Genomic DNA, 12,734 nt, shown 5'->3' on the forward strand with positions numbered 1-12,734 from the left:
GCGGCCTCCGACGAAGGCAGCCCCATGATGGTGGGAGGACACCCGGCTGACCGCATCTGAGGGAAGAGGGCCAACGTGAGCGAGGCGCTTTTCGGCTTAATCGGAGTCCTGGTGGGCTCTGTCATCACGGCGATCGTGACGATCTATGCGGAAGTCCAGAAGGGCAAGCGTGAGACGGACCAGAGCGACCGTCAGTACGAACGGGAGCGACGGACGGCGCGCGACACGTTCCAGCGGGACAGCATCCTCACTCTCCAGAGCGCGATAACGGATCTGGTCCAATCGGCGTACGCCGAACTCGACAGGCTCATCGCGGTCTCGAAAGAGACAGGGCAGTGGCCGGCACGGCGATGGGAGACGCCCACGGCCGTCGGATGGTCCACGGCCTTGCTCCTGTTGAAGTCCTCCCGGGCCCGGGTTTTCGATGACGGCATTCGCTCGCTCGCCGCGGAGGTCGAAAAAGTGGCCGGCGACTCCATCTGGGCCGGCAGCCTTGACGAGGCACGGCAGCAGAGCAAAGGTCTCGAACCGCTGCTCGACCGCTTCAACGACGCGGTCGCGCGGACGCTGCCTTCGCTCTACTGAAGTCCAGCACGACGATGGTCACCGCCACGATCGCCATCAGCACCGCCACCAGCGCCACGGGGAAATGTGACCCGTCGACCGGGAAGAGCTGCCAGGCCAGGTTGAGTGTCATGTGGAACAGCGCCATGGCCAGGACGCTGCCGCCCATGTGGGCGAACAGCCACACCATGATCACGCGGGCCGCCACGGTGCCGAGCGACCACCAGGCGATCCAGGACACCGGGCGGCCCACCTGGAGCAGCGCCGGCCAGTGCCAGACGGCCCAGACCGACCCGAGGATCAGGGCCGCCCACGCCGGTCCCCAGCGAGCTTGCAAGGGCCGGGTGGCGTAGCCCGACCAGCCCAGTTCCTCGCACAGCGCGCCCACGAAGAGTGCGGCGGCCAGCGACAGCGCCGAGGCCAGGGAGAAGTGCGCGTCCGGCAACGGGGTGCCGGACAGCCGTAACAGCACGTACGACAGGGCCACCACGGCCGGGTACAGCAGCAGGGCGGGCACGAACCACGCCTTGCGGCGAACCCGGCCGGCGTCGAAGGCGCGTCCGGCGAGCGCTCGCACCCCGTCCATCCCGCCCTCGCGGTGGACGAGCACGGCCGCGGCCAGAGCGGGGCAGACGAAGGCCAGCCCCGACAGAGGCACGCCCGGTACGATCTGCGCGCCGGACAGAGACCCCACCACCACGAACGGGACGCTGAACAGGAATACCAGCGGGAAGAACACCGCCACACCACGATTGGAACTTGGGATACCATGTCTCATGGCTCGAAACTACCCGCCGGATCACGACCCGTCGAGGCCCACCGGCCCCGCCCGGCGCCGCGCCCGGCTCAGCGACCAGGAGACCGAACGGCGAATGCTCGACACGGCCGTGGCGATGATTCACCGCGACGGCCTGACCGTGGGGCTCGACCACCTGGGCTTCGAGGACGTCATCCGTGACGCCGGGGTGTCCAGGACAACCGTCTACCGCCGCTGGCCGTACAAGGACCTGTTCTTCAGCGACCTGCTGCGCGAGCTGGCCCGCGGCGCCGCGCCCGCCTCCGCGCCGGCCCTGGAGACCACCGGGGAGGTGCTCAGTGAGGTCCTGTCCGGCCGTTCCGAGGACCTGGCCTCGCCTCAGGGCCGCCACGACCTGGTCACCGAACTCCTGCGGGTGACCGCGGTCAGCGACTTCGAGGCGGTCCACGGCTCCCCGGAGTGGCGCACGTACCTGGCCTTGCAGGCCACGTTCCTGAGCCTGCCGGAAGGGGACCTGCGGGCCGACGTGCAGGCCGCGCTCGCCCGCTCCGAGCGGCGGTTCGTCGATCGCGTGGCGCGCGGCTGGGAGACGGTGGCGACGGCGCTGGGCTACCGGCTGCGGCCGGGGACGGGCGGCAGTTTCCCGCTGATCGCGACCCTGGCCTGTGCGGCGATGCGCGGCCTGGTGCTGATGTCACTGTCCGACCCGGACCTGCTCACCCGGCGCGTGCCCGCCAATCCCACCACGGCGAGCGCCGCCTCCGACTGGTCACTGCTCGGCATGGCGGCCGCGAGCATCGCGGTCACGTACCTCGAACCCGATCCGGACGTCACGTGGGACGACCTTGCGTGAGCCCTGCCAGGAGAGCACGCAGTCCTTGAGCTCGCCGAACGGTACGGGGACGGGAACGATCGTCCGCAGTGCCGCCAGCGAGATCTGCGTCCGGTCGCCGAACGCCGCCTCCAGCGCCGCCGTCGAGGTGACGTAGAACTCCCACTGGTCCAGGTTGAGCGGGTCGATCGTCCGCTTGTCCGTGTGGTGAAGGAGGCAGAAGACATACACGTCGCTGGGCCGCTCCGGCGTGGCCGCCACCACGTTCGTCCGCGCGTCCCAGCCCTTGGCACGGGCGATGGTGAACTTGATGGCCGACGGCTGCCGCTGGCTCCATGACTGCAGGTAGGCCGCCGACTTGACCTCGACCTTCAGCTCGTTGGGCAGCACCAGGTCGACCGCGTCCCACTCCGTACGGACACCGTCGTGCACTTCCAGGGCCAGGGCGACGATGTACTCGGCGAGCACGCCGCGCAGCCTGTTGCCGACCACGTCGGAGCACGCCCATCCCCAGAAGTCGGCCAAGGTGGCACCGGCCGGGGCCCCGGCCTCGGTGAACGGCTCGGCGCCCGACCTGCGAGGGACGTCCAGCGCGTCGAGCGGCACCCTGCCGGAGGTGGCCACGTCGGCCGGTGTCGCCGAGGCTTCTGACGTCATCTCCGTGCTCGCCCCTGGTCTCGTCCGGAACTCGGCCCCGAAGTACGATCTACGCCACACACTATGCGGCCCACCGCGTCACCGCCATCGGCGTCTTCGAGGCTCTCGGTGCGTCTAACCGGAGGTGCGTCTAACCGGCGGCCGCGAGGGCAGGGCGTCCGTCATGGCAGCGCTTCCGGGAGTGCCCGAGTCGTACTGGGTCGAGTCGACCCCCACCACCTCGTTCCCCTCGCTTGAGCAGGACATCACCGCCGATGTCGCCGTCGTCGGCGGTGGGATCGCCGGGTTGTGCGCGGCGTGGGAGTTGTCGCGGACGGGGCGCTCGGTCGTCGTGCTCGAAGCGGACCGCGTCGCCGGGGCCGTCACCGGCTACACCACCGCCAAGCTGTCCGTACAGCACACGCTCATCTACGCACGGTTGCGCAAGTCGCACGGGGAGCAGGCCGCCAGGCTGTACGCGCAGTCGCAACAGGACGCGGTCGAGCACGTGTTCGCGACCGCCGCCGAGCTGGGGATCGACTGCGACCTGGAACGCCTGCCCGCCTACACCTATGTGGAGTCCGGCGGGGAGACCGAGCAGATCACCGCTGAGGTGGAGGCGGCCCAGCAGGCCGGCCTGCCCGCCTCCTTGGTGACACGGACGGGCCTCCCGTTCGACGTCGCGGCGGCCGTCCGGGTGGAGGACCAGGCCCAGTTCCACCCTCGTAAGTTCCTTCTCGCCCTGGTGCGGCGGATGGCCGACGACGGCGCCCGGGTGTTCGAACGTACCCGGGTGATGGGGCTGGAGGAAGGGCGGCCGTGCCGGCTGGCGTGCGAGAACGGCACCACGGTCACCGCCGGCGATGTCGTGGTGGCCACGCACTATCCGATCTTCGACCGGGCGCTGATGTTCTCCCGGCTGGAGCCGCGGCGTGAGCTCGTGGTCGCCGCGCCGATCCCACCTGAGCAGGACCCGGGCGGGATGTACATCACCTCGGAGCACAACACCCGGTCGATCCGCACCACCCCGTATCGGGACGGGCAGCGCCTGCTCATCGTCACAGGGGAGACCGCCGACCCCGGCTCCGGTGACGCCGGCGAACGATTCCAGCGCCTGGCCGCCTGGACCCGCGACCGTTTCACCGGCACACAGATCAGCCACCGGTGGGCGGCACAGGACAACACCAGCACCGACCACCTGCCCTACGTGGGCCACTTCCACCCCGGCGCCAAGCACGTCTACGTCGCCACCGGATTCGGCGGCTGGGGCATGAGCAACGGCGTCATGTCCGGCAAACTCCTCTCCGCTCTCATCACCGGTCACGATCTGCCGTGGGCCGAGCTGTACGATCCCCGGCGGCTTCACCCGCTGCGCGAAGCCGGCCCCATCGCCAAACTCCAGGCCAAGGCCGCACGCCACCTGATCGGCGATCGGCTGCGCCCCTCCCACGCCGATTCGGTCGACGACGTCGCTCCAGGATCGGGCGCCATCGTCCGTATCGGCGGGCGGCGGTGCGCGGTCTCCCGCGACGCGGCAGGCGTCGTCCACGCGGTCTCCGCCACCTGCACCCACCTCGGCTGCGTCGTCGCCTTCAACCAGGCCGAACAGACCTGGGAATGCCCCTGCCACGGCTCCCGATTCGGACCCGACGGGGCTGTCCTGCACGGTCCGGCCACTCGGCCCCTGGAACCGGTCGACCCGGACAACCCGTAACCTGGCCGCGCAGTTCAATGAAAGATCAGCGTTTACGCTTCTTCCGGCGACCTCGGGCTCCCGGCGGCCGGGTGGGGACGAGGCGGAGGGGGTGGCGGGCGGTCCTGCGGAGCGGCTCGGCCACCAGCTCGTGTAGCTCCCGCAACCCCACGACATCAGGATGCCCCGACGCCAGGATCGCCTCCAGGAACTCGTCCGCGTCCCCGCCCCCCATTCTCCTGAGCTGCTCGACAAGCCCCTCAGGCCCCGCGAGTTCCAGCACCGACAGAAAGTTCTCCGCCCCCAGCAGCAGGTTCTCCCGCTCGCTCAACGACCCGGGCTTCATCTCCCCCGCATCGATGAGCTGCGTCCACACGGCGGGCCCGAGGATCGGGTCGTGCCGTAGGTCCTGCAGCAGCCGCCTTTCGGGAAGGGCCCCGGCCAGCACGCGCAGCATCGCCCCCACCCGCGTACGGAACGGGCAATCCCGTACGGCCTGCACCAACATCTCGACGTCCTGCCCCGGCCGGGCCAGCCACCCCTGGAGCTCCGCGACGGCGTCCTCCGGTGGATACTGCTGGGCGAGCACCCCGAGCAGCTCGGCCGGCGGAGCGGTGGCCAGTTCGCCGACGAGGGGAGCGTCGCGGCCCTCGGCGAGGAGGCGGTCGCGGACGCCGCGCACGCCGAGTGGAGTGAGGCGGACCAGCGGGAGGTCGGACTCGGAGAGGGCGGCGCGCAGGCGTTCGACCGCGTCCGGCGGCAAGGGCTGGTCGTCGTGGTCGAGGTCGCTCGCGTAGAGGGGGCCGGCGGGGCCGTGGGTGAGCTCCACGGCCCCGAGGTCGGACAGGACCTCGAACATGCGTCCCAGGTCCCGGGCGACCTCGCGGCGCAAGAGATCAAGCCGGTGCTCCTCCTCGTCGAGAACGACGTACTCCTGGCAGGCCAGCCACACCGTCTCTTCGAGCCGGACCACAGGCATCTCGTCCAGCCCGTACATGGAGTTGAGCACGTCCGGGAGAATCTCGTCGAAGATCTCGGCCAGGATGGGCTCGGGCCGCCACGTCGCGACGGGCACGGTGACCACGCGCCCCAGCTCCGGCAGGACCTCGAACGCGCGACCCCACAGCGTCTCCGGGTCGCGCAGCAGGGGTACGGCCTTGGCCACGCGGAGCAGCCGCCCCTTGCTGGTGCGGGTCAGCCGCAGCTTCCTGGCCCAGGCGAGCAGCAGGTTGAGCTGCGGCAGGTCGGTGGCGCTGCGGACGCGCAGCTGGTCCTCGCCGGTGCCCAGCAGGGCCGACACCTCGAGGGCGTCGGCGACGCGGAGGTTGCCCGCGTCGGTGAGGGCGCGGCCGTCCTTGCCCACCCAATCGGCCAGGGTGATGAGGCGCTGGACGGTCCGGCTGCGCCCGGCGGCCTCCGCCAGCTCGGACGCGGGGGGCAGGGAGACTGGCGGCTGAGGGAAGGCGCGTTCCTCGTCGATGCCGCCGTACACCAAGCGGTTCTGCATGATCTTGTCGAGCACCTGCTGGTCGTACGGGACGCGTCCGGCGTCGAGTTCGCGCTTGAACCGCTCGAACGCCCCCGGGACGGTGAGATCGAATCCCTGGTCGAGAGCCGTGTGCGCCCAGAACGTCGCCAACCCTCGCAGCGTGGGATCGTCGAGCGCGGACGCGTACTCCGCCTGCGCCCCGGCGATGATCTCCTCCGCCTCCGCGAGCGTGGCGCCGCGCGGGTCGCGAAGGCCCGTGACGTCGAGATAGCGCAGGTACGTGCGCAGCACCTCCGGAGCGAGGTCGAGCTCCTCCCGCGAAGCCGTCACCTTGTACGGCACGTACCGCAGCAGGAAGAACCTGATGCGCGTACCGTCCCAGTACGCCAGCCGGCCGTCACGGCTCTCGTGCCGCGCGTCGGCGGCGGCGGAGAGCAGCAGGCCATCGGCTGGATGCCCGTGCTCCTTCGCCCAAGTGACGCACCGCCGGATCAGCAGGTCCTTGGTCGCCTCGAACTCCTCGGCCTCTTCGGGCTCGAACCAGGTACGCACGGTCCAAGCCTCCCATCCCCGCAGGGTCGCCGTCTCGCCTGTCAGAAGTCTCGGCGGCCAGACGGACCTCTTTCCCAAGAGATGTTGGAAAGCTATGATCCCAACATGTCTTGGGAAAACGACGACGATCTGGTACCGCTGCGAGCACTGGCCAACCCGCTCCGCATCCGCATCGTCTCGCTGCTCACCGGCACGTCCATGTCGGCCACCGAGGTCGCGGAGGAGCTGGGGATCGCCCACGCCTCGGCCAGCTACCATCTGCGCCAGCTCGCCGAGGCGGGTTTCCTGGAGCACGTCGACGAGCAGCCGCCGCGAGGAGGCAGAGGCAGACCCCGGAGGCGCTACCGTTACGACCCCTCCAGCGGAGCCCGCCTGGATCGGACGCAGGGGCGGCAACTCCTCCACGAGGCGCTCAGCGTCGACCTGTCACGACGTCTCACCCAGGCTCAGGTCACGCGCACGTCGATGGACGCCGAGGTGTGGCTGGACCGGTCCGTGTGGGAGGAGGTCGTGGGGCTGGTCGACCAGGCGGTCGCTCTGGTCCATGGCAAGGCGGGGCCGCCCCGGTCCAGCGACAGGATCAAGGTGAGCATGACCGCCCTTCTGCTGGAACTCGACGACGCGCGATGACCCGCCTGCTGCTGTGCACAGGAGCGTGCTTCCTGTCGCTGGGGCTGCTCATACCCGTCATCCCGAGGTACGTCACCGGCCCGCTGGACCAGGGCCCGGTCCTGGTCGGCGTCTGTCTGGCGATGACCTCCATGTTCGGCCTGCTCGCCCGGCCGGTCGCGGGCAGGCTGGCCGACCGCCGGGGTCGCAGGGCGACCGCGTGCGCCGGCGCCCTGCTGCTGGCCGCCGGTTCGTCGGCCGTGCTCCTGGCCGACTCGCTGCCGCTGTTCCTTGTTTGCCGCGCCGTCGCGGGGGTCGGCGAGGCTCTGACGTACGTCGGCCTGGCCGCCTCGGCCAGCGACCACGAACGGCGCGGCGCGGCGATCAACCACTTCTCCGTCGCGGTCAACGCCGGTCTGCTCGCGGGGCCGCCCCTGGCCGAGGCCGTACGCGTCGCCGCCGGTCTGGGGGCCGTGTGGGCGTTGTCGGGAACGGTGGCCGTCGCGGCCTTCGCCGGGTGCCTGTTCCTGACCGGGCCCGCGGGCGGCGAGCCGTCCCGCACGAGGAAGGCCGGGCCGCTCGTCCACCGGGCGGGCCTTGCTCCCGGATTCGCCTACTGGGCGTCGGTGTGGGGATACACCGCCTTCAGCGCCTTCCTGCCGTTGCACGTCGCGGCGCTGGGCGGCGACGACAGCGGCATCCACTTTCTGCTCTACGGCTGCGTGCTGCTCACGGTACGGCTGGCCGGTCATCGGCTGTCGACCCGGATCGCCCCGCGCACGATGGCGGCGGCCTCGCTCATCCTCACCGCGGCAGGGCTGGCCATGCTCGTCGTCTGGCCGTCCGTCACGGGAGCGCTGTTCGCTGCGGCGGTGCTCGGCACCGGGCAGGCGCTGGGCCTTCCGGCGTTCCTGACCATGGCGGTGACCGGCCTGCCCGCCGAACAGCGCGGCTCGGCGCTGGCCACCACGACGGCGTTCTTCGACCTCGGGTTCCTGACGGCCGCGCTCGCGCTCGGCGCCATCGCGCAGTCCCTCGGGCTGACGTACGGGTTCGCCGCCGCGGCCGCGGTGGCGGCACTGGCGCCCCTGCTGTTCCTCCCCCTCGGCCGCAAGCCTCGTGAGGCCTCACCCCAAGGAGACATCCATGACCATTCCCCCCGCTGAGCTGGCCGGGTACGCCGACGTCGTCTTCGACATCGCCGTGCCGGTCGACCGCGACGACCGGGTCCTGATCAACGCCGAGATCGAGCATGCCCCGCTCGCCCGCGCCCTGGCGGAGGCCGCGTACGCCCGAGGCGCTCGCTATGTCGACATCTGGTACTTCGACCCGTACGCCAGGCGGTCACGGGTCCAGCACGCGGACGAAGCGACGTTGGGCGAGGTTCCTTCCTGGCTGGACGCGCGCAATGAGGAGCTCGCCCGCCACTGCGGCGTCCTGGTCAACATCCGGGGCACCGCGACCCCGGACCTCCTGGTCGGGCAGGATCCGATCCGGGCGGGTCTGGATCGGATGCCCTACCTCACGTCGAGGCAGCGGCTCCAGCTCGGCAACCTGGTCCGCTGGGCCATAGTCCCCGGTCCGACGGCGGAGTGGGCTCAGGCGATCTTCGGGGAGCCGGACGAGGCCCGGTTGTGGCAGCACCTGCGCCCCATCCTCCGGCTCGACCAGCCCGATCCCCGGGCCGCCTGGGAGCGGCGGATCGCCGAGCTGCTCCGCCGCGCGGAGGTGCTGGAGGACCTGCGCCTCGACGCCGTACGGTTCGAAGGGCCGGGGACCGACCTGACCATCGGCCTGCTGCCCGACGCCCACTGGACCGCGGCGCGGCTCGAATCGGTCAAGGGGCACGTCTTCCAGTGCAACCTCCCCACGGAGGAGGTGTTCACCACTCCCGACTACCGCCGGGTGGACGGCACGGTTCGCTCGACGCGTCCGCTGATCCTCAACGGAACCGTCATCCGCGACCTCGAACTGACCTTCACCGCAGGTGTGGTGACCGAGGTACGAGCGAGCAGCGGCGCGGACGTCGTCCGCACCCACCAGGCGACCGATGCCGGGGCCGCCCGGCTCGGTGAGCTGGCACTCGTCGACGGCTCCTCACCAGTCGGACGATCGGGGATCACGTACCTCGAAACGCTGCTGGACGAGAACGCCACCTGCCATCTGGCCTGGGGCGCCGGGCTGCCTCCCGGCGTGCCCGCGCACCTGCGCGCGCGGGAGGCCGCCGACCTGGACGCGGCCGGGGTCAACCGTTCCCGCGTGCACGTCGACTTCATGGTGGGCGGCCCCGACGTCACCGTCACCGGAGTCCGCCACGACGGCGGCGCGGTCGAGCTCCTCCGCGACGACGAATGGCAGGTCTGACCGGCATCGAACCCCCCGGGGCCGCAGCCGAGAACGTCGAGCCGGCGTGACGGGCCGCCGCCGGGTCGTGAGAGGTCCGGTAACGAGGATCCGGCCTGGGTCAGAGCTCAGCCGCGTCGTGCGGCGGGGGTGGGGTGACGTTGGTGGAGAACGTGAGCCCGCCCCCGTTCGCCGGCTGGAACCCCAGTCCTCGAAGCTCGGGACCGTCGATCGCGGTGACCACGCGCAGAGCACCGGCCTCGGTCACCACGCGGACCGCCCCGTGCGCCAGCGCCGCCCCCACGTCCGACGGGACGCCGGGCTGGAGGTGCACCAGCTCCAGCCGTGCGACGGTGTGCCGCGCGTCCTCCCAGGACACGACGGCGTGTCCGACGTGGGGTTCTGCGCGGGCGTTGTCGACGTAGGCCTGCACCCAGCAGGCCAGCCTGTCCTCGACGACCAGCTGCCGGGGAAGGCTCACGTCCATCCCCTCCTCGGCCAGCCAGGAGCCCAGCTCGGACGGAGGCAGCGGCACCAGCGCCTCCGGCGACCCCCACGTGAAGAAGGTCCCCTTCCGCTTGGGCCCCGACGAGCGGGGCACGCCGACGAGGGGAACCGACGCGACGTAGTACCCGGCGGGAACGACGTCCACAGGATGGCGCGAGTCCAGCACGACGTGGCCATCGCGGATCGTCCGGCCGCCCCAGCCGACCAGCCCGGTCGCGAGGTTCTCCGAGAGCCCGGCCATGACGTCCGCGGCCCACTCGTACGCCGAGGTCACCGCCAGGCCGGTCCACGGACTGGCCGGATCCGTCGGGAACGCGACCTCGACGGCGTAGACGTTCGGATCGAGCCGCCAGCGGAACGTCACGAGCATGGTGTCCGGCTCCGCGATGACGTCGAGCCCGGAGTACCCGTCCTCCGTCCCGCCTCTCCGGAGCGCGCACGTTCTCAGCGCTTCGACGATCTCCCCTCGCGACCACTCCACCGCCATTCGTCCATGCTGTCACGGCCACGGTGTCCAGGCTCACCGTGTTCTGCCGGGGGCTCCAGTACGAGAACGTGGTCGAGGATCGTGTCGATGCCGATCACCAGCATGGCCAGACCGGTCTGCAGGCTGCTCCAGCCGCGCACCTCACGCCGATCGTGCCCGCGAGGCCGTCGCCGGGATGCTCAAGCCGGACCACGCCGTACACCAGCAGCAGCATCGCGCCGGTGATGCTGAGGGCGCCGGCCAGATCGAAGCCGCCGCAGGTCGGCCGCCCGGCCGCCCAGCAGCATGAAGCCGCCGTAGCCGAGCACTCGACCGGCGCAGCCTGCGCTTCACCGAGCTGCGCCGCATGATCGACGGGGTCAGCCGGCGCATGCTCACCCGTACGCGCGGCACCTGGACCGAGACGCACCAGAACGAGATCGCCGCCGCCCGCACCGCCTACGACGCCCGCGTGCTCGCCGAGAAGCGTGCCCGCCGAGGCCCACCGGCCCCAGCCGGCGCCGCGCCCGGCTCAGCGACCAGGAGACCGGACGCGGATGCTCGACACGGCCGTGGCGATGGTCCACCGCGACGGCCTGCTGCGGTTCGGCCACAGCGTCCCAGGGACCTTCGATGACACCACATCACATTCACCCAGGAAACCGGATGCTTCTTATTAATTCCGGCAACACTGTGGGCTTTTGTTATGGACGGGCGGTAAGCATAAGCCCATAATCCGCGAATGCGGCGACCCTGCGAACGGTGCAGCATACGAGACGGCCCAGCACAAGAGGTTGCTCGCCGGCCATCAGCATGAGTGACTCCCCCACGCCGGCGCGGAAGACGACCACCGCCACGTACAGCGTCTGGCGGAAGAAGACCACGTTTGTCCCGAAAGAAGAGAAGCGTGACCGCGTGGACCCCGTGGCGCGTTGGCTGGTACATCAAGCAAAGGTGATCCGAACATGACGATCCGACAGGTGGCGCCTCTCCTGATCTCCAGCACCCTCGCACTTTCGGCGGCGGCCTGCGCGGCATCACCTCCAGCCGATCCGGTGTCGGAGCCGCGAGGCGCCACCTCGTCGGCCGCCCCGGCCGGGACCGCGGTCGCCACGCCATCACCTCTCCGCCTGCCGGGCATGGACGCCGGCACGAAGACCGTCCTCAAGGCGGGGCCGAGGAAGGGATCCATGGTCGTCGGGGACATCCCACCCGGCAAGGACGATCTGTGGGTGCTGTTCAATTGCCGCGGGCAGGGCAAGGTGGAGATCGTTCTGGAGCCGGGCATCAACATGCCCTTCACCTGCCTCGACGACGTGGTCAGCCCCATCATGAACCGCCTCGACCTCGGCGAGAGAAAGACCCTGACGGTACGGATCCAGGCCACCGACGCGGTCGAGTGGGCCCTTCGCATCACTCGCTGAGACGTGCCGGGAGCCTGGAACCCAGGGTCAGGAGGCCGACGCTTCGGTCGAGGGCTGGTCGGTCTCGGTGCCGCCCGGGGCCAGGGCGACCTCGGGGGAGCCGAAGGAAGAAAGGCCGCGCCAGACCCAATCAGCGGGCGCCGAAGGCCTGGTACAGGGTGCCGGCGACGACCGCCCATGCCACCGTCGCGATCCCCAGCACCAGTGGAGCGGGCAGCCGGAGGGCCAGCGCCCATACGCACGCGGCGAAGGCGATCATGCCCGTCGCGCCCAGCACCGCGCCCCGCGCGTCCTGCTCGGCCGGATCGCGCCGGTGCTCCTCCTCCTCGATGAGGGTCAGCGTGGCGCCCAGGATGGCGGGAAAGGCCAGGAACACGCCCCCTGCCACCGGCCCCCAGACGTGCCCGACCACCCCGGCGACCACCGAGACGAACGCGCCGAAGACGAAGCGCACCACCAGCCCGCGCACCGGCGTCTCCCGCAGCTTCGACGGCCGCAGCCGGATCCCGCTCCAGGCTCTCATGTCAGCAGCGCCCAGCCCGCGCCCGCGACGGCCCCCCACACGGCGAGCGCCGCCAGCGAACCCGCGAAGGCGCCCAGGCGACCCACGAGCGGCACGGCTGCCACACAGTACGCCACCAGCGCCACCGATCCGGCGATCATGCCGAGCGCGGACTCCGCGAGCGGGCCATGCCCCTGGTGCAGCACCGTCACCGTCATCCCCGCTATCGCCACGGCCGGAGCGGCGGCGAAGACGCCGGCGAAACGCTTGGGCGTCATCATCTCGCCGACCACCGCGAAGACCATCACGAGCAGGCCTCCGAGCAGTCCACGCCCCGCGATCCACCACAGCTGGCTCATC

The 12,734-nt window shown here is 70.9% G+C and carries 14 protein-coding genes; 8 read left to right on the top strand and 6 right to left on the bottom strand.

Annotated elements, in window-relative coordinates:
• Positions 1-75 precede the first annotated feature (75 nt).
• The gene (locus AB0K05_RS29375) at positions 76-585 is read left to right on the top strand and encodes a hypothetical protein (protein WP_364233349.1); all 510 of its coding nucleotides are present in this window, start codon (positions 76-78) and stop codon (positions 583-585) included.
• Here AB0K05_RS29375 and AB0K05_RS29380 read toward each other — a convergent pair.
• The gene (locus tag AB0K05_RS29380) at positions 545-1,309 is read right to left on the bottom strand and encodes a CPBP family intramembrane glutamic endopeptidase (protein WP_364233351.1); all 765 of its coding nucleotides are present in this window, start codon (positions 1,307-1,309) and stop codon (positions 545-547) included. The two genes, AB0K05_RS29375 and AB0K05_RS29380, sit on opposite strands and share 41 nt — an antisense overlap.
• A 31-nt stretch (positions 1,310-1,340) precedes the next feature.
• Between AB0K05_RS29380 and AB0K05_RS29385 the strand changes: the two genes are divergently transcribed.
• The gene (locus AB0K05_RS29385) at positions 1,341-2,174 is read left to right on the top strand and encodes a TetR/AcrR family transcriptional regulator (protein WP_364233354.1); all 834 of its coding nucleotides are present in this window, start codon (positions 1,341-1,343) and stop codon (positions 2,172-2,174) included.
• On the opposite strand, the gene AB0K05_RS29390 is transcribed toward AB0K05_RS29385, so the two are convergent.
• Entirely contained in the window at positions 2,091-2,810 is a 720-nt protein-coding gene (locus AB0K05_RS29390) for a hypothetical protein (RefSeq protein WP_364233356.1), read from the bottom strand. The genes AB0K05_RS29385 and AB0K05_RS29390 overlap by 84 nt on opposite strands.
• Before the next feature lie 163 nt (positions 2,811-2,973).
• On the opposite strand from AB0K05_RS29390, the gene AB0K05_RS29395 reads away from it, so the two are divergent.
• Positions 2,974-4,503, top strand: coding sequence for an FAD-dependent oxidoreductase (locus AB0K05_RS29395; protein WP_364233358.1), 1,530 nt, complete (start codon positions 2,974-2,976; stop codon positions 4,501-4,503).
• Positions 4,504-4,528: 25 nt separating this feature from the next.
• On the opposite strand, the gene AB0K05_RS29400 is transcribed toward AB0K05_RS29395, so the two are convergent.
• Entirely contained in the window at positions 4,529-6,523 is a 1,995-nt protein-coding gene (locus AB0K05_RS29400) for a hypothetical protein (RefSeq protein WP_364233361.1), read from the bottom strand.
• A gap of 105 nt (positions 6,524-6,628) precedes the next feature.
• Between AB0K05_RS29400 and AB0K05_RS29405 the strand changes: the two genes are divergently transcribed.
• The 3 genes from AB0K05_RS29405 to AB0K05_RS29415 are packed head-to-tail and all read left to right on the top strand — an operon-like array spanning position 6,629 to position 9,496.
• Positions 6,629-7,153 (top strand): helix-turn-helix domain-containing protein, encoded by a 525-nt coding sequence (locus AB0K05_RS29405; RefSeq protein ID WP_364233364.1) that lies wholly within the window; start codon positions 6,629-6,631, stop codon positions 7,151-7,153.
• On the top strand, positions 7,150-8,298 hold the full coding sequence (locus AB0K05_RS29410; protein ID WP_364233367.1) for an MFS transporter: 1,149 nt from the start codon (positions 7,150-7,152) through the stop codon (positions 8,296-8,298). Before AB0K05_RS29405 ends, AB0K05_RS29410 begins: the two co-directional genes overlap by 4 nt.
• On the top strand, positions 8,279-9,496 hold the full coding sequence (locus tag AB0K05_RS29415) for an aminopeptidase (protein ID WP_271277269.1): 1,218 nt from the start codon (positions 8,279-8,281) through the stop codon (positions 9,494-9,496). Before AB0K05_RS29410 ends, AB0K05_RS29415 begins: the two co-directional genes overlap by 20 nt.
• 100 nt (positions 9,497-9,596) lie before the next feature.
• Here the strand turns inward: AB0K05_RS29415 and AB0K05_RS29420 are convergent, their stop codons facing one another.
• Positions 9,597-10,469, bottom strand: coding sequence for a hypothetical protein (locus tag AB0K05_RS29420; protein ID WP_364233371.1), 873 nt, complete (start codon positions 10,467-10,469; stop codon positions 9,597-9,599).
• A gap of 23 nt (positions 10,470-10,492) precedes the next feature.
• Here AB0K05_RS29420 and AB0K05_RS29425 point away from each other — a divergent pair, with 23 nt between their 5' ends.
• Together AB0K05_RS29425 and AB0K05_RS29430 are read left to right on the top strand one after the other, a co-directional pair.
• A complete protein-coding gene (locus AB0K05_RS29425) occupies positions 10,493-10,819 on the top strand; it encodes a hypothetical protein (RefSeq protein WP_271277267.1) in 327 nt (108 codons plus the stop codon).
• 594 nt (positions 10,820-11,413) lie between these two features.
• Entirely contained in the window at positions 11,414-11,872 is a 459-nt protein-coding gene (locus tag AB0K05_RS29430; RefSeq protein ID WP_271277266.1) for a hypothetical protein, read from the top strand.
• 130 nt (positions 11,873-12,002) lie between these two features.
• Here AB0K05_RS29430 and AB0K05_RS29435 read toward each other — a convergent pair whose 3' ends face one another.
• The gene (locus AB0K05_RS29435) at positions 12,003-12,395 is read right to left on the bottom strand and encodes a DUF3147 family protein (protein WP_271277265.1); all 393 of its coding nucleotides are present in this window, start codon (positions 12,393-12,395) and stop codon (positions 12,003-12,005) included.
• Complete coding sequence (locus tag AB0K05_RS29440) at positions 12,392-12,733, bottom strand: DUF3147 family protein (RefSeq protein ID WP_271277264.1); 342 nt, start codon at positions 12,731-12,733, stop codon at positions 12,392-12,394. The genes AB0K05_RS29435 and AB0K05_RS29440 overlap by 4 nt, the downstream gene beginning before the upstream one ends.
• Position 12,734: the final 1 nt, after the last annotated feature.

Origin of the sequence: Nonomuraea sp. NPDC049486, from assembly GCF_040676925.1 — a bacterium.
Classification (GTDB): Bacteria; Actinomycetota; Actinomycetes; order Streptosporangiales; family Streptosporangiaceae; genus Nonomuraea; species Nonomuraea ferruginea.